The sequence below is a fragment of the Acidocella sp. KAb 2-4 genome (genome assembly GCF_020567705.1).
GTDB lineage: Bacteria > Pseudomonadota > Alphaproteobacteria > Acetobacterales > Acetobacteraceae > Acidocella.
Genome location: NZ_JAJDJU010000002.1, coordinates 61,439 through 79,814 on the forward strand (window position 1 = coordinate 61,439; position 18,376 = coordinate 79,814).

19 protein-coding genes are annotated in these 18,376 nt (G+C 68.1%); 13 read left to right on the plus strand and 6 right to left on the minus strand.

What is annotated here, in order from left to right; all coding sequences use genetic code 11:
- The first annotated feature begins 5 nt into the window (after nucleotides 1-5).
- Complete coding sequence (locus LI953_RS01890; RefSeq protein ID WP_227074287.1) at nucleotides 6-1,034, plus strand: quinone-dependent dihydroorotate dehydrogenase; 1,029 nt, start codon at nucleotides 6-8, stop codon at nucleotides 1,032-1,034.
- Entirely contained in the window at nucleotides 1,031-1,858 is an 828-nt protein-coding gene (locus tag LI953_RS01895; RefSeq protein ID WP_227074288.1) for a TIGR01459 family HAD-type hydrolase, read from the plus strand. The genes LI953_RS01890 and LI953_RS01895 overlap by 4 nt, the downstream gene beginning before the upstream one ends.
- 115 nt (nucleotides 1,859-1,973) lie before the next feature.
- Here the strand turns inward: LI953_RS01895 and LI953_RS01900 are convergent, their stop codons facing one another.
- The 4 genes from LI953_RS01900 to tpiA all read right to left on the minus strand — a co-directional run bounded on the left by LI953_RS01900 (nucleotide 1,974) and on the right by tpiA (nucleotide 5,703).
- Entirely contained in the window at nucleotides 1,974-2,303 is a 330-nt protein-coding gene (locus LI953_RS01900; RefSeq protein ID WP_227074290.1) for a hypothetical protein, read from the minus strand.
- Between the two features lie 518 nt (nucleotides 2,304-2,821).
- A complete protein-coding gene (locus tag LI953_RS01905) occupies nucleotides 2,822-4,453 on the minus strand; it encodes a CTP synthase (RefSeq protein WP_227074291.1) in 1,632 nt (543 codons plus the stop codon).
- 47 nt (nucleotides 4,454-4,500) lie between these two features.
- Nucleotides 4,501-4,893: a preprotein translocase subunit SecG gene (secG, locus tag LI953_RS01910; protein WP_227074292.1), complete on the minus strand. Its 393-nt coding sequence runs from the start codon at nucleotides 4,891-4,893 to the stop codon at nucleotides 4,501-4,503.
- 78 nt (nucleotides 4,894-4,971) lie between these two features.
- Nucleotides 4,972-5,703 carry a triose-phosphate isomerase gene (gene tpiA, locus LI953_RS01915; RefSeq protein ID WP_227074294.1) on the minus strand — a complete coding sequence of 244 codons (732 nt, stop codon included), beginning with the start codon at nucleotides 5,701-5,703 and terminating at the stop codon, nucleotides 4,972-4,974.
- Between the two features lie 129 nt (nucleotides 5,704-5,832).
- Between tpiA and LI953_RS01920 the strand changes: the two genes are divergently transcribed.
- The 9 genes from LI953_RS01920 to lexA all read left to right on the plus strand — a co-directional run bounded on the left by LI953_RS01920 (nucleotide 5,833) and on the right by lexA (nucleotide 14,447).
- Entirely contained in the window at nucleotides 5,833-6,000 is a 168-nt protein-coding gene (locus LI953_RS01920; RefSeq protein ID WP_227074295.1) for a hypothetical protein, read from the plus strand.
- 182 nt (nucleotides 6,001-6,182) lie between these two features.
- Nucleotides 6,183-8,063, plus strand: coding sequence for a peptidylprolyl isomerase (locus LI953_RS01925; protein ID WP_227074296.1), 1,881 nt, complete (start codon nucleotides 6,183-6,185; stop codon nucleotides 8,061-8,063).
- Nucleotides 8,064-8,076: 13 nt separating this feature from the next.
- Entirely contained in the window at nucleotides 8,077-9,585 is a 1,509-nt protein-coding gene (gene trpE / locus LI953_RS01930) for an anthranilate synthase component I (protein WP_227074297.1), read from the plus strand.
- A gap of 3 nt (nucleotides 9,586-9,588) precedes the next feature.
- A complete protein-coding gene (locus tag LI953_RS01935) occupies nucleotides 9,589-10,182 on the plus strand; it encodes an aminodeoxychorismate/anthranilate synthase component II (protein WP_227074298.1) in 594 nt (197 codons plus the stop codon).
- Entirely contained in the window at nucleotides 10,179-11,192 is a 1,014-nt protein-coding gene (gene trpD / locus LI953_RS01940; protein ID WP_227074299.1) for an anthranilate phosphoribosyltransferase, read from the plus strand. Before LI953_RS01935 ends, trpD begins: the two co-directional genes overlap by 4 nt.
- 8 nt (nucleotides 11,193-11,200) lie before the next feature.
- Nucleotides 11,201-12,001: an indole-3-glycerol phosphate synthase TrpC gene (gene trpC / locus LI953_RS01945; protein ID WP_370635730.1), complete on the plus strand. Its 801-nt coding sequence runs from the start codon at nucleotides 11,201-11,203 to the stop codon at nucleotides 11,999-12,001.
- Nucleotides 11,998-12,468, plus strand: coding sequence for a cyclic pyranopterin monophosphate synthase MoaC (gene moaC / locus LI953_RS01950; protein ID WP_227074301.1), 471 nt, complete (start codon nucleotides 11,998-12,000; stop codon nucleotides 12,466-12,468). Before trpC ends, moaC begins: the two co-directional genes overlap by 4 nt.
- Complete coding sequence (glp, locus tag LI953_RS01955) at nucleotides 12,465-13,667, plus strand: gephyrin-like molybdotransferase Glp (protein ID WP_227074302.1); 1,203 nt, start codon at nucleotides 12,465-12,467, stop codon at nucleotides 13,665-13,667. Before moaC ends, glp begins: the two co-directional genes overlap by 4 nt.
- An 81-nt stretch (nucleotides 13,668-13,748) precedes the next feature.
- Complete coding sequence (gene lexA / locus LI953_RS01960; protein ID WP_227074303.1) at nucleotides 13,749-14,447, plus strand: transcriptional repressor LexA; 699 nt, start codon at nucleotides 13,749-13,751, stop codon at nucleotides 14,445-14,447.
- A 63-nt stretch (nucleotides 14,448-14,510) separates the two neighbouring features.
- On the opposite strand, the gene LI953_RS01965 is transcribed toward lexA, so the two are convergent.
- Nucleotides 14,511-16,253, minus strand: coding sequence for a DEAD/DEAH box helicase (locus LI953_RS01965; protein ID WP_227074305.1), 1,743 nt, complete (start codon nucleotides 16,251-16,253; stop codon nucleotides 14,511-14,513).
- Nucleotides 16,254-16,605: 352 nt separating this feature from the next.
- Between LI953_RS01965 and LI953_RS15525 the strand changes: the two genes are divergently transcribed.
- Nucleotides 16,606-17,094: a cold-shock protein gene (locus LI953_RS15525; RefSeq protein WP_370635731.1), complete on the plus strand. Its 489-nt coding sequence runs from the start codon at nucleotides 16,606-16,608 to the stop codon at nucleotides 17,092-17,094.
- Between the two features lie 48 nt (nucleotides 17,095-17,142).
- On the opposite strand, the gene pncA is transcribed toward LI953_RS15525, so the two are convergent.
- Nucleotides 17,143-17,778, minus strand: coding sequence for a bifunctional nicotinamidase/pyrazinamidase (gene pncA, locus LI953_RS01980; protein ID WP_227074550.1), 636 nt, complete (start codon nucleotides 17,776-17,778; stop codon nucleotides 17,143-17,145).
- A gap of 160 nt (nucleotides 17,779-17,938) precedes the next feature.
- Here pncA and rplK point away from each other — a divergent pair, with 160 nt between their 5' ends.
- Nucleotides 17,939-18,373, plus strand: coding sequence for a 50S ribosomal protein L11 (gene rplK, locus LI953_RS01985; RefSeq protein WP_227074306.1), 435 nt, complete (start codon nucleotides 17,939-17,941; stop codon nucleotides 18,371-18,373).
- Nucleotides 18,374-18,376 lie beyond the last annotated feature (3 nt).

Consider the following 18,376-nt stretch of genomic DNA (forward strand, 5'->3'; position numbering starts at 1 on the left):
TTCTGATGCTCCCGTCCTCCCTGCTAATGCCGGCGCTGCGCCGGCTGGACCCGGAAACCGCGCATAATCTCTCGATCCGGGCGCTGAGCCTGGGTCTGGGCGGCGAGGATGCCAGCCCCGCCGACCCGGTGCTGGAGACCCGCGCCTTCGGCCGCACGCTCGCCAACCCGATCGGCCTCGCCGCCGGGTTCGACAAAAACGCCGCCGCGGTGAACGCGCTGGCGCGGCTGGGCTTCGGCTTTGTCGAGGCCGGGACGGTGACGCCCCGGCCGCAGCCGGGCAATCCGCGCCCGCGCCTGTTCCGCCTGACCGAGGACCGCGCGGTGATCAACCGCATGGGCTTCAATAATGAGGGGCTGGAGGTGTTCCTGCGCAATCTGCGCCAAGCCGACCGCCGCCGCGTGGTGCTGGGCGCCAATGTCGGCATCAACAAGGAGGGCGCCGACCCCGAGCGCGACTACCCGGCGCTGGTGCAGGCGGTGTCGCCGCATGCCGATTACATCACCATCAACATCTCCTCGCCCAACACGCCCGGGCTGCGCGACCTGCAATCCGGCCAGCGCCTCGCCGCGATCCTCTCCGGCATCCAGGCGGCCAAGCCGGTATTCGTGAAAATCGCGCCGGATCTCGACGAGGAAGCGCTGGAGGCGGTGATCTCGGTGGCGGTGCAGCATGGGGTGACGGGGCTGATCGTCTCCAACACCACCATCGCCCGCCCGGCCAGCTTGCAAAGCCGCTTCAAGGGCGAGACGGGCGGGCTTTCGGGCGCGCCGCTCTTTGCGCCCTCCACCGCCATGCTGGCCAAGGCGTATAAGCTGGCCGGGGGGCGGCTGATGTTCATTGGCGCGGGCGGGATTTTCACGCCAGAGGACGCGCTGGCCAAAATCCTGGCCGGGGCGTCGCTGGTGCAGCTTTACACCGGCTTCGCCTATCAGGGCCCGGCGCTGCTGCCCCGGCTCAAGGCCGGACTGGCGGCGTTGTTGCGCGCGCGCGGCTTCGCCAGCGTGGCCGAGGCGGTGGGGGCCGGCGCGTGAGCGGGTTCAGCGAACTGGCGCGCCGCTATGACGGCTTCATCGTCGATCTCTGGGGCGTGGTGCATGACGGCGTGCGGCCCTTGCCCGGTGTGCTGGACTGCCTGGCCCGGCTGCGCGAGGCGGGCAAGAGGGTGGTGTTCCTCTCCAACGCGCCGCGCCGCCCGCATGGCATCGCCGCGCAGCTCGCCAATATGGGCGTGGTGCCGGAGCTGTATCACGGCATCATGTCGAGCGGGGAGGCGGTGTTTTTGATGCTGCGCGACCGCACGGATGAGGCGGCGGCGCTCGGGCGGCGGCTCTATCACCTCGGCCCGCCGCGTGACCGCGACGTGTTCGACACCCTGCCCTATGAGGAGGCGGGCGACCCGGCGGCGGCGGATTTCATCCTCAATACCGGGCCGGACGATGTGCTTGGCCCGCAGGACCCCGAGCTTTACCGCCCGGTGTTGGCGGCGGGGCTGAAGGCGGGGATTCCGATGATCTGCGCCAACCCGGATTACGAGGTGATCCGCGCCGGGCAGCGCATCATCTGCGCCGGGCTGCTGGCCGAGCTGTATAAGGCCGAGGGCGGCGTGGTGATCCAGCGCGGCAAGCCGGACCCGGCGATTTACGCCCCGACCCTGGCGATGCTGGGTACGGCGCCGGAGCGCACGCTGGCGGTGGGCGATTCGCTGCGCACCGATATCGCGGGGGCGACGGCGGCGGGGATCGATGCGTGCTGGGTGCTGTCGGGCATCCACGCTTTACACCCCGAAAACGCCCCGGCCGAAGCGGCGGCGCATGGCCTGACCCCGCGCGCGGTGCTGCCGGGGCTGGGGTGGTAGCGGGTTAGCGCGCCGCGTCTCGCGCCGTGGCGATGACGCTGCCCACTGGCCGGAGGACACAGGCCGGATGCCACGGCGGCCCCGGCCTGTTTTTTGTGGCAAAGGACAATACGTCTCAGTACGGGTCGACGTAAATCTGCACTGTCTGGCCATCGCGCTGGGCGGTGCCGTTCCAGCCCTGACGGACAAATACGCTGCCCTGGTTGTTAGGGGTGTTCAGTTCCGGGTGCGGATTCTGCCGGCTGGGCTCATGGGCCGTAAGGCTGACATTGGTATACCCCTTGCCGTTGAGTTGCTGAGCCAGCTGCGCCTGCGATTCATCGGCCGAGACCGTGAGGGCAACGCTGTTCGCCGGGGTGAACGGGCCTGCGGCACAAGCGGGGAACGCGGCAGCCAAACCGGCAACCAGGCTCAAGGCCGACACGGCCTTGCGCGTCATAGACATGCGGAACACTCCTGAGGGAAAATGTTGGTGGAGGTGATTTGGTCTGGAGCCAAATCTTCGCGCCAGCCTGAGCATGGAGAAAAGCCTGCGCAGAAAAATGATAAGCCCAGAAAAATGCAAAACACTATGAACCAAAAGTTTATATTAACGTTTGTGCGCCGCTCTCACGCCCATTGCTGCCCAGGCGATACCCCCTCCGCTTTTAACGGAGCCTGTTCATAGATTTCACGCGGCGCGGTTGCGTTTCTGAGCGGACGTCATCTCACCGAATCCTCATGTTCGGGCTTTTTGTTGTAAATAAAAAACGATTACGGTCGAGCATCACGGTGCAGACGGCCTACGCCGCCTTCGGCCACGATCCGCCTGAACCCGCCAGGCTTTCAATGATGCGCCGGGTACTGTCAGGCCGCCGCGCTGCCCCCCGAAAACGCCCCGGCCGAAACGGCGGCGCATGGCCCGCCCCCGCGCGCGGTGCGGCCGGGGCTGGGGTGGTAGGGGCTGGCCGGCAGGACCGCGGCTCAGACGAGCCGCGACTGTTTCACCGCGGCGGCGATGAAGCCCTTGAACAGCGGGTGCGGATCGAACGGCTTCGACTTCAGCTCCGGGTGATACTGCACGCCGATGAACCAGGGGTGATCCGGGTATTCGACGATTTCGGGCAGCACGCCGTCGGGCGAGAGGCCGGAGAAGCGCAGGCCGGTGGCTTCGAGCTGCTCGCGGTAATGGATGTTGACCTCGTAGCGGTGGCGGTGGCGCTCGGAGATGGTGGCGGCGCCGTCATACACCTCGCGCACCAGCGACTCGGCGGCCAGCGCGGCGGGGAAGGCGCCGACGCGCATGGTGCCGCCGAGGTCACCGCCCTCGCGGCGGCGCTCGATCTCGTTGCCGCGCGCCCATTCGGTGAGCAGGCCGACGATGGGGATCTCGCACGGGCCGAACTCCGTGGAGGAGGCCTCCTTCAGCCCGGCCAGATTGCGCGCCGCCTCGATCACCGCCATCTGCATGCCGAAGCAGATGCCCAGGAACGGCACCTTATGCTCGCGGGCGAAGCGCACGGCCTCGATCTTGCCCATCGCCCCGCGCTCGCCAAAGCCGCCGGGGACGAGGATGCCATGCACGCCCTCAAGCTGCTCGATCGTGTCGGGCTGCTCGAAGATCTCGGAATCGACCCATTCCAGCTTCACCTTCACCTTGTTGGCGATGCCGCCATGGGTGAGCGCCTCGGCCAGGGATTTATAGCTGTCCAGCAGGTTGATGTATTTGCCGACCACGGCGATGCGGACCTCGCCCTCGGGGTGGCGCACGGTGTCGACGATGTGCTGCCAGCGGGCGAGATTGGGCTCGGTCTCGAAGGGCAGGCTGAAATGGCGCAGCACTTCGCGGTCCATCCCCGCCTCGTGATAGGAGATGGGCACGGCATAAATATTGTCGATATCCAGCGCCGGGACCACGGCTTCCGTGCGGACATTGCAGAAACTGGCGATCTTACGCCGCTCATTCTCGGGGATCGGGCGGTCGCAGCGGCAGATCAGCATATGCGGCTGGATGCCGACATTCTGCAGCTCCTTCACCGAATGCTGGGTCGGCTTGGTCTTCAGCTCGCCAGCCGAGGGGATGTAGGGCACCAGGGTGAGGTGCACGAACATTGCGCGCTCGGGCGACAGCTCGTTGCCGAGCTGGCGGATGGCCTCAAGGAAGGGCAGCGACTCGATATCGCCCACCGTGCCGCCGATCTCGACCAGCACAAAGTCGAACTCCGAGGTCTTGTGGACGATGACATCCTTGATGGCGTCGGTGATGTGCGGGATGACCTGCACGGTGGCGCCGAGATAATCGCCCCGGCGCTCCTTGGCGATCACCTCGGAATAGATGCGCCCGGTGGTGGCGTTGTCGGCCTTGGTGGCGGCGACGCCGGTGAAGCGCTCGTAATGGCCGAGGTCGAGGTCGGTCTCTGCCCCGTCATCGGTCACGAACACCTCGCCATGCTGATACGGGCTCATGGTGCCCGGATCGACGTTGAGATAGGGGTCGAGCTTACGCAACCGCACGGAATAACCGCGCGCCTGCAACAGGGCGCCGAGCGCCGCCGAGGCAATGCCCTTGCCGAGCGAAGACACCACGCCGCCGGTGATGAAAACAAACCGCGTCATGGAATCCAACCTTACACGAGTCGTTGAGAAAACGGGAGGGGGCGGTCTTACTGCGCGCTGCCGGGCGCCGGGGCGCTCGGTGCGGGCAGGGCATCGGCCGGGGTTTGCGGCAGGGTGCTCGGCAGCGGCGCCGGGGTGGGCGCGGCCGGGGCGGGCACGGCCGGGGTGCCTTGCGCCGGGGCGTTGAGGATGGCGGCGGCGTTATTGGCCGCGCTGCCCTTGTAAAGCATCGCCAGCGAGAGCGAGAGCACGAAGAACAGCGTGCCCAGCACCGCCGTGGTGCGGGTAAGCAGATTGGCGGTGCCGCGCCCGGTCATGAAGCTGCCCATGCCCTGGCCGCCGCCCAGACCCAGCCCGCCGCCCTCGCTGCGTTGGATCAGCACCACGCCGATCAGCGCGATGGTGACGAAGACATGCAGGACAAGGAGAACTTTGATCATGAGCGGGCCTGGCTGGAAAAGGTTTCGCGGCTTCTAAAGCGCCCGGGCCGAATGTTCAACCACGGGCGCGGGCGGGGCTCAGCCGCGCGGGGCGGCGGCGGCGATCGCCAAGAGGTCTTCGGCCTTGAGGCTGGCGCCGCCGACCAGCGCGCCACCCACCTCGGGCAGGGACAGCAGGCTGGCGGCGTTGCCCGGTTTCACCGAACCGCCATACAGGATGCGCAAGCCCTTGCCGGCTTCGCCCAGCTTTTCCACCAGCGCGGCGCGGATGGCGCCATGCATGGCGACGACATCGGCCTCGGTCGGGGTGCGCCCGGTGCCGATGGCCCAGACCGGCTCATAGGCGATGACCCCCGCGAAGCCCGCGGGCAGGCTGTGCGCGAGCTGGCTGCGCACCACATGCTCGGCCTCGCCGGCATCGCGCTCGGCCTCGGTCTCGCCGACGCAGATAATCGGCGTCAGCCCGGCGGCAATGGCCGCCTGGGCCTTGCCGGCGACGGTAGCGCTGGTCTCGCCATGGTCGTGCCGACGCTCGGAATGGCCGAGGATGACGAAGCTGGCCCCCGCCTCGGCCAGCATGGCGGCGGCGACATCGCCGGTATGCGCGCCTTGGGCGGCGCCATGGCAATCCTGCCCGCCCACGCCGACGCCCGCCCCCGCCAGCGCCGCCGCCAGACGCTCGATGAGCGTGAAAGGCGGGCAGATCAGCAGATCGGTATGCGCGCTGGCGGCGCGCAGGGCCGCGGCATAGGCCGGGATGTCGGCCAGGCGGCCATGCATTTTCCAGTTACCAGCAATAAGTTGCCGCATGTCGTGAGCTCCCATGATCAATAGTGCAATTTGTCGCGAAAATCGATTTTGCTGTTATGCAGCATAAACATTGGACAGCGCCTGTTGCATTGCAGCATAATGCCTCCGAACGTGTAAGGAGTGCGATCGATGCTCATGTTTTTGGCGATCCTGTTTGGTTGCGTGGCGTTGCTGCTGGCGGCGCAGGCGATGGACGTTGAGTGCCAGAAGCCGCGCGCGCGCCGCCGCGCCATGGGGCGCAGCGCCGCCACGCAGAGCGGCTACCCGAACCACCACGCCATGGGCGGTGCCCGCTAAGCGCGGGCCGCGATCAACCTCGCCGCGGCCCAGGCTGGCGGCGATAGGTAAACAGGGCGCCCCTCGCCGGGCGCCTTTATTTTTTTCGGCCATCTCGCACATCCAGGCGGTCATTCCATACATCATTTGCCCAGTTCCGGGGGCCTAGCTATAGAGGCGACGGTTTTGGGTAAAGAGAGCCGATGCTGGTCTGGGTCCGTAATTTGATGAGCAGCTGGGTGGCGCGGGGGTTTTTTGGCCTCCTGATCGCCGTTTTCGTGCTGTGGGGCATCTCCAACGTGTTCACGCTGACGGGTGGCAGCACCACGGTCGCGCATGTCGCCGGGCAGCCGGTGGATATGGCGGCGGTGCAGGCCGCGTATCAGGCCGGGCTGAACCAGGCCGCGCAAAACGGCCAGGCGCAGCCTGACCTCGCCACCCGCCAGCAGATCGCGGGGCAGGCCCTGGCGCAGGTTTTGCGCAAGCAGGTGCTGGCGCAGGAGGCGGCGCATCTGGGTCTCGCGGTGCCCGATGACGCGGTGCGCCAGATGCTGGACAACATCCCGCAATTCCAGACCAACGGCGCCTTCGACAAGACGAAATTCACCCAGGTGCTGGCGCAGAACAATATGTCGCCCGACCAGTTCATCGGCGATGTGCAGAATGATCTGCGCAACCGCCAGCTGCTCGGCCCGATCTTCGCCGGGGTGCAGGCGCCGGATGCGCTGCTCAAGCCGCTCTTCACGGCGCTGGCGCAGCAGCGTTTCGCCAGCCTGGTGCAGATCCCGGTGGCGGCGCAGCCCATGCCGGCGGCGCCGGATGACGCGGTGCTGCAACGCTATTGGCGCAACCACCCGGACCAGTTCACCGCCCCGGAATACCGCAAGATCAAGCTGGTGATTCTTTCCCCGGCGCTGCTTGCCCCGCATGAGCAGGTGGCGCAGGCGGATGTGGATGCCGCCTATGCTCGCGCCCAGGCGAGCGCGCCGAGCGTGCCCGCGCGCAGCGTGCAGGTGCTCTCGGTCGGTGATCTCGCCAGCTCATCGCGGCTGCAGGCAGCGTGGAAAAAGGGCGCCTCCTGGGACAAGATGCAGGCGATGGCCAAGAGCTACGGCGCCAGCGCGATCGTGCTCGACCACGCGACGCAGACGCAGATCCCCAACCCCAGCCTCGCGGCGGCGGTGTTCGCGGCGCAGCCGGGCGCGGTGGTCGGGCCGGTGGCGGGCGATACCGGCATGTATGTGTTCAAGGTGACCGAGGCCGGACAGGGCGGGCCGGACGAGGCGGCGCTGAAGGCGCAGATCACCCAGCAGCTGCAATTGCAGAAAGCGCAGGCCGATGTCGCGCAGGCTGTGGACGCGGTGCAGGACGCGCTGGCCGGGCAGACGCCGCTCGACCAATTGCCCGGCAATCTTGGCCTGACGGCGGTGGAGGGCACGCTGGACGCCAATGGCAACACCCCGGATGGCACGCCCGCGCCGCTGCCGGGCGGCGATGACCTCCGGCAGGCGGTGCTGAAGGCGGCGTTCGCGGCGCATCAGGGCGACCCGGCGCAGCTCACCAACGGCCCTGATGGCAGCTATTTCGCGCTCACCGTGGATCAGGTGATCCCGCCCGCGCTGGCGCCCTTCGCGCAGGTGCGCGGCAAGGTGCTGGCCGCCTGGACCGCCGACGCGCAGAGCCGCGAGGCCGAGCAGAAGGCGGCCGACATGTTTTATGCCGTGAACCACGGCCAGGCGCTGCCGGCGCTGGCCGCCGCCGGGCATGAGAGCGTGACCACCACCGCCGCCATCACGCGCGACGGCCAGCCCCCCGCCGGGCTCGATTCGCAATTCGTCTCGGTGATCTTCAGCCTGAAGCCGGGCGAGGCGACGATGGTGCAGACCGCGACCGGCTTCACCGTGGCGGTGCTGAGCCAGGTGGTGAACCCGACGCCGGAGCAGGACGCGGCGGATTACGCCCAACTCGGCCAGGCGATGACAAAGCTGCTGCAGCAGGATATCGGTGGCAGCTTCCTTGACGGGCTGCAGCAGCGCGACAAGGTGAATGTGAACCAGAAGCTGTTCTCGCAGCTTTATCAGTGACGTTGGACAGAGCATGAACGCCGTTTCCCCCGACCGTTTCGAGACCTTCCGGGCCGCCTATGAACAGGGACGCGGCGCGCTGGTCTGGCGGCACGGGATCGCCGATCTGCTGACCCCGGTGGCGGCATTCCTCAAGGTGGCGCACGGTCAGCCCTACTCGTTCCTGTTTGAGAGCGTGGAGGGCGGCGTGGCGCGCGGGCGCTACTCGATCATCGCCATGGCGCCGGACCTGATCTGGCGCTGCGAGCACGGCATCGCCTCGATCAACCGCGACGCGCGGACCAGCCCCGATGCCTTCGCGCCGGTGGGCGAGGCGCCGCTGAAAAATCTGCGCGGACTGATCGAGCAGGCGCGGCTCGACGTGCCCGAAGGGCTGCCGCCGATGACCGGCGGGCTGCTCGGCTATCTGGGCTATGACATGGTGCGGCTGATGGAGGAGCTGCCGGCGCTGAAGCCGGATGTGCTCGGCATCCCCGACGGCATTCTCGCCCGCCCCGGCCTGTTCATCATCTTCGACGGCGTGACCGACGAGATGACGCTGGCTGCGCCGGTATATCCGCGCGAAGGCGTGAGCGCCGCCGCCGCCTATGCCGCCGCCGAGGCGCGGTTGAACGGGCTGGCCGAGGCGCTGGACCGCCCCGTGCCGCCGCTCACCGGGCGGCTGCTGGAGCCGCTGGAGCAGAGCTCCAACATGGACAAGGATGAATTCCTCGGCGTGGTGGAGACGGCGAAGAACTACATCCGCGCCGGCGATGCTTTCCAGATCGTGCCCTCGCAGCGTTTCGAGGCGAAATTCTCGCTGCCGCCCTTCGCGCTCTATCGCAGCCTGCGCCGTATCAACCCGGCGCCGTTCCTGTTCTTCCTGGATTTCGGCAGCTTCACCGCCGTCGGCTCCAGCCCGGAGATCCTGGTGCGCTGCCGCGATGGCAAGGTGACGATCCGCCCGCTGGCGGGCACGCGCCGCCGCGGCGCCGATACCGCCGAGGATCTGGCGCTGGAGGCCGAATTGCTGGCCGATCCCAAGGAGCGGGCCGAGCATCTGATGCTGCTCGATCTCGGGCGCAACGATGTCGGCCGGGTTTCTGAGATCGGCTCGGTGCGGGTGGTGGAGAGCTTCGTGATCGAGCGCTTCTCGCATGTGATGCACATCTCTTCGACCGTCGAGGGCAAGCTGCGCTCCGATCTCGACGCGCTGGACGCGCTGATCGCCGGCTTCCCCGCCGGCACGCTCTCGGGCGCGCCGAAGGTGCGGGCGATGGAGATCATCGAGGAGCTGGAGCCCTCGCGCCGCGGGCTTTATGCCGGGTGCATCGGCTATTTCGCCGCCAATGGCTCGATGGATACTTGCATCGGTCTGCGCACCGCGGTGGTGAAGGATGGCATGATGTATGTGCAGGCGGGGGTTGGCGTGGTCGCCGATTCGGATGCCGAGGCCGAATACATGGAATCGGTGCAGAAGGCGCGCGCGCTGTTCCGCGCCGCGGAGGACGCGGTCCGCTATGTCACCGCGCCGGAGGCTTGAGCCATGATCCTGCTGATCGATAATTATGACAGCTTCACCTTCAACCTCGTGCAGTTCCTGGGCGATCTGGGGGCGACCTGCGTGGTGAAGCGCAACGACACGCTGACAGCCGAGGAGGCGCTGGCGCTGAACCCCGAGGCCGTGGTGCTCTCGCCCGGCCCGTGCACGCCCAATGACGCGGGGATTTGCCTCGACATGGTGAAGCTGGCGGCAGAGCGGCGGGTACCGCTGCTGGGCGTGTGCCTCGGCCATCAGTCGATCGGCCAAGCCTTTGGCGGCGAAGTGGTGCGCGCCGCCGAGCCGGTGCATGGCAAGACCAGCCCGATCTTCCACGACAATACCGACGTGTTCGCCGGGCTGCCCAACCCGTTCACCGCCACGCGCTACCACTCGCTGATCGTGCGCCGGGCCACCCTGCCGGAGAGCCTGGTGGTGACCGCCTGGACCGAGGATGGCACCATCATGGGTCTGCGCCATGCCACGCTGCCGATCTATGGCGTGCAGTTTCATCCCGAGAGCATCGCCACCGCAGGCGGGCACCAGATCCTGGGCAATTTCCTCAATCTGGCGCGCGAGGCGCGGAGCGTGGCGGCGTGAGCACCTCGCTCAAACCGGTGCTGGCGCGGCTGGGCCGGGGCGAGACGCTGAGCCGCGCCGAGGCCGAGGTGGCGTTTGGCGTGATCATGGACGGCCAAGCCACCCCGGCGCAGATCGGCGGCATGCTGATGGCGATGCGCGCGCGCGGCGAGACGGTGGCGGAGCTGACCGGGGCGGTAACGGCGATGCGCGCGCGCATGACCCGCATCGAGGCACCCGACGACGCGATCGACGTGGTGGGCACGGGCGGCGACGGCGCGGCCAGCCTGAACATCTCCACCGCCACCAGCTTCGTGCTGGCCGGGTGCGGCGTGCCGGTGGCCAAGCATGGCAACAAGGCGCTGTCGTCGCGCTCGGGCGCCGCTGATGTTTTGGCGGCGCTAGGCGTGAATATCGAAGTGCCGATCGAGCGGCTCTCGGGCATTTTGCGCGAGGTTGGCTGCGTGTTCCTGTTCGCGCCGCGCCACCATCCGGCGATGCGCCATGCCGCGCCGGTGCGCGTGGAGCTCGGCACGCGCACGATTTTTAACCTCACCGGCCCGATGGCCAACCCCGCCGGGGTGAAGCGCCAGCTGGTGGGTGTGTACGACCCGGCCTGGGCGCGGCCGATGGCGGAGACGCTGCGTGATCTGGGCAGCGAATCGGCCTGGGTGGTGCATGGCGGCGGACTGGACGAGTTGGTGCTCTCGGCCCCCAACCATGTGGCGGAGCTGCGCAACGGGGTGATCCGTGAATTCACCGTGTCGGCCGCGGATGCGGGGCTGGACGAGGTGCCGCTGGAGACGCTGAAGGGCGGCGATGCGGCGGAGAACGCGGCGGCGCTGCGCGATGTGCTGCGCGGCGCGCGCAATGGTTATCGCGACACGGTGCTGTTCAACGCCGCGGCGGCGCTGGTGGTGGCCGGGCTGGCCGCGACCCTGCCCGATGGCGTGGCCCGCGCCGCCGTGGCCATCGACCGGGGCGCTGCGGCGGATGTGCTGGAGCGGCTGAAAACGATGTCCGGACAATGAGCGGAACAGTGAACGAAACAGATGTGCTGGCGCGGATTTGCGCCGATAAGCGGGAGGAAGTCGCCGCCCGGCAGGCCCTGGTGCCGCTGGAGGCGATGAAGCAGGCGGCGCGCGAGGCGGATAAGCCGCGCGGCTTCGGCCGGGCGCTGATGGACGCGGTAGCGGCCGGGCGGCCCGGGCTGATCGCCGAGATCAAGAAGGCGTCGCCCTCGGGCGGGCTGATCCGGCCCGATTTCGAGCCCGGCGCGCTGGCCCAAGCCTATGCCGAGAGCGGCGCGGCCTGCCTCTCGGTGCTGACTGACGAGAAATATTTCCAGGGCACGGCGGAATATCTGCGCGCCGCCCGCGCGGCGGTGAAGCTGCCGGTGCTGCGCAAGGATTTCATGCTCGACCCGTGGCAGATCTATGAAAGCAGGGCGATGGGCGCCGATTGCGTGCTGCTGATCATGGCCGCGCTCGATGACGCGCAAGCCCGCGAGCTGGAGGGGCTGGCCCGGGCGCTGGATATGGACGTGCTGGTCGAGGTGCATAACGAATCCGAGCTGGACCGCGCGCTTTGCCTGCAAACGCCGCTGCTCGGCATCAATAACCGCAATCTCAAGACCATGCAGACCTCGCTGGCGACCTCGGAAGCACTCTCGCGCCTGTGCCCGCCGGATAAATTCCTGATCTCGGAATCGGGGATCAAGACGCATGACGACGTGGTGCGGCTGCAAGAGGCCGGGGTACAGGGCTTCCTGGTCGGCGAGTCGCTGATGCGGGAAGCGGATGTTGGCGCCGCGGTGCGCCGCCTGCTCGGCACGGCGTGAGCGGTCTCACCCATATCGGGGAGACGGGCGAGGCCTGCATGGTCGATGTGTCGGCCAAAGCGGAAACGGTGCGCGAGGCCGTGGCCAAGGGCCGGGTGGCGATGCGCCCCGAGACCTGCGCGCTGATCGCGGCGGGGGACATGAAAAAGGGCGACGTGCTGGGCGCGGCGCGAATCGCCGGGATTATGGCCGCCAAGCGCACGGCGGAGCTGATTCCGCTCTGCCACGCCTTGGCGCTTGACGCGGTGAAGCTGGACCTGACCCTGGCCGAGGACGCGGTGGAGATCACCGCTACGGTGAAGACCACCGGGCGCACCGGGGCGGAGATGGAGGCTCTGACCGCCGTGAGCGTGGCGGCGCTGACCGTGTATGACATGGCCAAGGCGGTGGATCGCGGGATGCGAATCGAGGCGGTGCGGCTGGTTTATAAATCCGGCGGCAAGACGGGGGAGTTCAGCCAGCCATGATCAGTGTGGACGAGGCGCGCGGGCGGATTCTGGCGGGGCTGCGACAGGTGGGTGACGAGATCGCGCCGCTGGCCGAGGGGCTTGGCAGAGTCTTGGCCGCACCGGTGGTGGCGCGGCTGACGCAGCCCCCGGCGGATGTCTCGGCCATGGATGGCTATGCGATTCGCGCGGCGGATGGCGCGGCGGGAGCGCAGCTCAGGCTGATCGGCGCGGCGCCGGCCGGGCGGCCCTTCGCCGGGCGCGTCGGGCCGGGCGAGACGGTGCGGATCTTCACCGGCAGCTTCGTGCCCGAGGGCGCCGATACCATTCTCATCCAGGAAGATGCCGAGGTCGCGGGCGAGGTGGTGAGCGTGCGCGACAACCCAGGGCCGGGGCGGCATATCCGCCGCGCCGGGTTGGATTTCGCGGCGGGCGATGTGTTGCTGCCCGCTGGCCGGCGGCTCGGCCCGCGCGAGATCGGGTTGGCCGCGGCGGGTAATCAGCCCTCGCTGCGCGTGCATCGGCGTCCGCGCGTGGCGATCCTGGCCACGGGGGACGAGATCGCGCTGCCCGGCACCGAGATCCGCCACGGCGGCATCGCCAATTCCAATTCACCGATGCTGGCGGCTTTCGTGGCGGCGCAGGGCGGCGTGCCGCTGGTGCTGCCGCCGGTGCCGGATGACGGCGCGGCCATCGCCGCCGCGCTGGCTGGCGCGCGCGGGGCGGATATGCTGGTGACCACGGGCGGCGCCAGTGTCGGTGCGCATGATCTGGTGCTGGAGGGGCTTTCGGCCGAGGGCTTCGTACTGGATTTCTGGAAAATCGCCATGCGCCCAGGCAAGCCGCTGATCTTCGGCCGGGTGGAGGGGATGCCGGTGCTCGGCCTGCCGGGCAACCCGGTCTCGGCCTATGTCTGCGCCGCGTTGTTTCTGGAGCCGGCGCTGCGCGTATTGGCGGGCGGCGCGCCGGCGGGGCCAGTGCTGGAGCCCGCGCGGCTGGGGGCGGCGTTGCGCGCCAATGACCAGCGCGAGGATTATCTACGCGCCACCCTGACACGCGAGGCCGGGGGCTGGGTGGCGACGCCGCTGCCGGTGCAGGATTCCTCGATGCTGCGGGCGCTGGCGGCGGCCCAGGCGCTAATCCGCCGCCCGCCGCACCAGGGCGCGCTGGATGCCGGGGCGATGGTCGACATCATCCGCCTGGACGCCGCTAACGCTTGACGTGTAAACGAGAACCAAACTAGAACATTACGCGAGTTAGCGCTTTGTTCCCGGTATGGCCGGGCTGGTTTGGAGAGATGCATGCTGACGACGAAGCAACATGAGCTGCTGGTGTTCATCGACAAGCATCTGCGTGAGACCGGGTGCAGCCCGAGCTTCGAGGAAATGAAGGCGGCACTGGATCTGCGCTCGAAATCCGGCATTCACCGGCTGATCACGGCGCTGGAGGAGCGCGGCTTTCTCAAGCGCCATAAACACCGCGCGCGGGCGCTGGAGGTTGTGCGCCTCTCGGAGGATCTGGCCCCGCCCACGCGTGGCGCTTCGCGCTTCGCGCCGAATGTGATCCAGGGTAATTTCTCGGGCAAGCTGCCGGGCGTGCGCGCCGCCAACGAGGCCGGGGCGGTGAGCCTGCCGCTCTACGGCAAGATCGCCGCGGGCCTGCCGATCGAGGCGCTGCGTGACGAGGCCGAGCAGGTCGAGGTGCCGATGGCGATGCTTGGCCAGGGCGAGCATTTTGCCCTGCGGGTGGAGGGCGACTCGATGATCGAGGCCGGGATTTTGGACGGCGATATCGTGATCATCCGCAAGGGCGAGACGGCGGAGACCGGGCAGATCATCGTGGCGCTGGTGGATGAGAGCGAGGTGACGCTGAAGCGCCTGCGCCGCCGGGGCAACTCGATCGCGCTGGAGCCGGCGAATATCCGCTATGAGACGAAGATCTACCCGGCCGAGCGCGTGCGCGTGCAGGGGCGGTTGGCGGCGCTGCTGCGGCAATATTGATGTGAATGTTCCGGGCGCCGCCTTGTTGCCAAGGCGGCGTTTTCCGTACCCCGGAAATTCAGGTTATTTCAGGCCCTTGGCGGATTTGTTCTGGCGTCGGCGCTGCTGCTCGTTTGGCGGGCCAGCGTGGTCGCGGGCTGGGTTGGTGCGGGGTTTGCCCATGGGCTTGCCGCCCGGCATGCCCGGCCCGGATGACGGGCTGGGCGGGCTGGCGGGTTCGATCGGCAGATCGGCCGGCGTGGCCTGGCTGGCCGCGGCGTAGAACGATTCGGCGGCCGGCGCCGCGATCTCGAACTTGGTCTCGCGGTCGAAGATGCGGATGGCGCCGATCTCGGCCTTGGTGATGCCGCCGCGCCGGCACAGCAGCGGGATCAGCCATTTCGGATCGGCATTGTTCTTGCGCCCCGCCGGTAGGCGGAACCATACGCCATGACCGCTGCCGGTGACCGCCGCGAGGGGGTGCGCCTTGGCAGGCTTGGCCGGGCGCGCCGGGGCCAGCGGCAGGATGGTGACGGCGGCGGCCTCGGGCAGATGCGCCTGGGCGAGGCTGATGAAGGCCGCGGCGATGGCCTCGGGGCTGAACCGTTCCAGCAGGGCCAGGGCGGTGCGCTGCCGCTCCTCATCCGGGATTTGGCTGAGCAGCGGGTGTTCGAGCAGGCGCTGCCCGTCCAGGGCGCGGATCTCCTCGGGCGCGGGCGGGTTGTGCCAGCTGGCCTCGATATTGGCCGAGGCGAGCAGCATTTCGGCGCGGCGGCGCTTGACCGGCGAGACCAGCAGCAGGCACACGCCTTTGCGCCCGGCGCGGCCGGTGCGGCCCGAACGGTGCAGCAGCGTGGCCTTGTTGGTCGGCAAATCGGCATGGATGACGAGGCCGAGATCGGGCAGGTCCAGCCCGCGGGCGGCCACGTCGGTGGCGATGCAGACCTGGGCGCGGGAATCGCGCAGCGCGTTGAGCGCGGCGGTGCGTTCGGCCTGCGAGAGTTCGCCCGAGAGCGCCACGGCGTTGAAGCCACGCGCGAGCAGGCTGGCATGCAGGTGGCGCACGCCGTCGCGCGTGGCGCAGAACACGATGGCGCGCGAATCCTGCGCGCGCAGCAGGTTGACCAGCGCCGCCTCGGTCTCATGCCCCGGCACCAGAATGGCGCGATATTCGATATCGGCATGCGGCTCGGAGCGGGAGACGGTGTCGATGCGCAGGGCGTTATGCTGATAGGCGCGGGCCAGGGCCGCGATCTCGCGCGAGATGGTGGCGGAGAAGAGCAGGGTGCGGCGGCTCTCGGGGGCGCTGGAGAGGATGAAATCCAGCTCGTCCTTGAAGCCGAGATCGAGCATCTCGTCGGCCTCGTCGAGCACCACGGCCTCGAGTTCGGCGAGGCTGAGATTGCCGCGGTCGATATGGTCTTGCAGGCGGCCGGGCGTGCCGACCACGATGTGGCAGCCAGCGGCGAGCTGGCGGGATTCGCGGCGCGGGTCCATGCCGCCGACGCAGGCGACGATGCGCCCGCCCGCCTTTTCATACAGCCAGGTCAGCTCGGCATGCACCTGCAAGGCCAGCTCGCGCGTGGGGGCGATGACCAGCACCAGCGGGCGCAGCGTGGCGGGCAGGGCCGGGTTAGCGCCGAGGATGGTGCTGGCCAGGGCGAGGCCGAAGGCGACCGTCTTGCCCGAGCCGGTCTGGGCGGAGACCAGCAGGTCGCGCCCCTCGGCTTCGGGTTGCAGCACGGCGAGCTGCACGGCGGTGGGGGTGGCATAGCCGCGCGCGGCCAGGGCTTCGGCCAGGGCGGGATTGTCGATGGGGAAAGTCATGCAGGCTCTTACGGCGCCCCGGCGGGCGGGACAAGCGCGCTAAACGCCGGGCAGTCGTGAAAAACCGGTGAAAATAACGGCGAATTATGCCGGGCGGCCGGGCCTTGCCCGCATTTCAGGATTGAAGGCCCTGTCTGCCTGCCCTATGCTGTTTCCCGTCCGGTTTCCACCTGGACGCCCCGAACGATCACAGAGGACAGTTTTTATAGTGCGACCCCCGAAAAACGACCGCCAGCGGCAGAACCGTCGCCGTGGTTTCGATGACGATAATTTCTTTGGCAACGCTCCCTTTCCCCCGCCGTCTTTTTCCGGGTTTGGGTCCGCATCTTCCTCTCCTGAGGCGAAGGCAACGGTGAAATGGTATAACCCCGAGAAGGGGTTTGGTTTCGTCGAGATGGCCGACGGCTCGGGTGACGTCTTCCTGCATGCGAATTCGCTGCAGAATGCTGGCTTCCAGTCTGTCACGCCGGGCTCCATCCTGCAGGTGCGGGTGGGTCAGGGCCAGAAGGGCCGCCAGGTCGATCAGGTGATCTCGGTCAAGGAAGGCGATGCGCCGCCGCCGCAGGCCCGCCAGGGCGGGTTCGACCGTCCGCGCGCGCCGCGCCCGCCCCGGCAGCAGGCGAGCGGCCCGGCCGTGGAGATGAACGGCATCGTCAAGTGGTATAACGCCACCAAGGGCTTTGGCTTCATCAGCCCGGAGAACGGCGGCAAGGATGTGTTCGTGCACGCCACCGCGCTGGAAGCTGCCGGGCTCGGCCCGCTGCAGGAAGGCCAGGCGGTGCGGATGAGCGTGGTGCAGGGCTCCAAGGGGCCGGAAGTCTCCGCCATCAACGTCGATTGATCGTTCTGACCGACGGATTTGGGAAAAGCGGCCTCCGGGCCGCTTTTTTCATGCCTGCAATTCAGGCGGCAGGGCGCCGCTGGCGAGGCGCCGCACCCCGGACGCGGTGAGCCGCGCCCAGGCGGCGGCGAGCGAGCCGTCGAGATCGATGGCGCGGCAGGCATCCTCGATGATGGTCGCGCTGAAGCCGGCGCGCACCGCGTCCTCCGCCGACCAGGCGACGCAGAAATCGGTGGCGAGGCCACAGAGATAGAGTTCGGTGACGCCGAGATCGCGCAGATAGCCCGCGAGCCCCGTGTGGCTCACGCGGTCGGCTTCCAGAAAGGCGGAGTAGCTGTCCACGAGCCGGTTACCGCCCTTGCGCAGAATGAGCCTGGCATGGGGGATGTGCAGCACCGGATGCAGCGCCGCGCCCGGCGTGCCCTGCAGGCAATGGGCGGGCCACAGCACTTGCGGGCCGTAGGGCAGGTTGATGGTCTCGAAGGGCTGGCGGCCGGGATGGCTGGCGGCGAAGGAGATATGGTCGGCGGGGTGCCAGTCCTGCGTGAGCACGACATTGGCGAAGCGGGCGGCGATGCGGTTGACCAGTGGGATGATGGCGTCGCCCTCCGGCACGGCCAGCGCGCCGCCAGGGCAAAAATCGGGCTGGATATCGATGACGAGCAAGGCCGCGCGGTTCTGCATGGCAGGCATTATAGAGGGAAACCGGCGCGGGGATATAGACAGGGGAGAGGGGATGGGCTAAGGCTTCGCCCCTTACCGGAACGTGGGAGGCTTGGCGAAGGTTCGCAGGGCCGGATGTACCACGGTCCATTGGCGTGCGCCAAAGGATAAGGAGCCAGAGATGGCAAAGAAGGTTGTAGGCTATATCAAGCTGCAAATTCCTGCAGGCAAGGCGAATCCGTCGCCGCCGGTTGGTCCGGCGCTCGGTCAGCGCGGTCTGAACATCATGCAGTTCGTGAAGGAATTCAACGCGGCGACGCAGCAGATGGAGCCGGGCATGCCGGTGCCGGTGGTTATCACCGCCTATGCCGACCGCACGTTCTCCTTCATCATGAAGACTCCGCCCAACACGTACTTCCTGAAGAAGGCGGCGAAGATCGACAAGGGCACGACGACCCCCGGCAAGGGCGCGGCCGTCGGCAAGGTGACGATCGAGCAGCTGCGCGAGATCGCCAAGGTCAAGATGAAGGACATGAATGCCAATGACGAGGATGCGGCTGTGCGCATGCTCGCTGGCTCCGCCCGTTCCATGGGCGTGACTGTGGTGGAGGGCTAATCC

Bases quoted from the DNA above. Each gene is read 5' to 3' on its own strand.
- LI953_RS01890 (WP_227074287.1), top strand. From the start codon at position 6: ATGCTCCCGTCCTCCCTGCTAATGCCGGCGCTGCGCCGGCTGGACCCG.
- LI953_RS01900 (WP_227074290.1), bottom strand. From the start codon at position 2,303: ATGTCTATGACGCGCAAGGCCGTGTCGGCCTTGAGCCTGGTTGCCGGT.
- LI953_RS01905 (WP_227074291.1), bottom strand. From the start codon at position 4,453: ATGACGCGGTTTGTTTTCATCACCGGCGGCGTGGTGTCTTCGCTCGGC.
- secG (WP_227074292.1), bottom strand. From the start codon at position 4,893: ATGATCAAAGTTCTCCTTGTCCTGCATGTCTTCGTCACCATCGCGCTG.
- tpiA (WP_227074294.1), bottom strand. From the start codon at position 5,703: ATGCGGCAACTTATTGCTGGTAACTGGAAAATGCATGGCCGCCTGGCC.
- LI953_RS01920 (WP_227074295.1), top strand. From the start codon at position 5,833: ATGCTCATGTTTTTGGCGATCCTGTTTGGTTGCGTGGCGTTGCTGCTG.
- LI953_RS01925 (WP_227074296.1), top strand. From the start codon at position 6,183: ATGCTGGTCTGGGTCCGTAATTTGATGAGCAGCTGGGTGGCGCGGGGG.
- trpE (WP_227074297.1), top strand. From the start codon at position 8,077: ATGAACGCCGTTTCCCCCGACCGTTTCGAGACCTTCCGGGCCGCCTAT.
- LI953_RS01935 (WP_227074298.1), top strand. From the start codon at position 9,589: ATGATCCTGCTGATCGATAATTATGACAGCTTCACCTTCAACCTCGTG.
- glp (WP_227074302.1), top strand. From the start codon at position 12,465: ATGATCAGTGTGGACGAGGCGCGCGGGCGGATTCTGGCGGGGCTGCGA.
- lexA (WP_227074303.1), top strand. From the start codon at position 13,749: ATGCTGACGACGAAGCAACATGAGCTGCTGGTGTTCATCGACAAGCAT.
- LI953_RS01965 (WP_227074305.1), bottom strand. From the start codon at position 16,253: ATGACTTTCCCCATCGACAATCCCGCCCTGGCCGAAGCCCTGGCCGCG.
- pncA (WP_227074550.1), bottom strand. From the start codon at position 17,778: ATGCAGAACCGCGCGGCCTTGCTCGTCATCGATATCCAGCCCGATTTT.
- rplK (WP_227074306.1), top strand. From the start codon at position 17,939: ATGGCAAAGAAGGTTGTAGGCTATATCAAGCTGCAAATTCCTGCAGGC.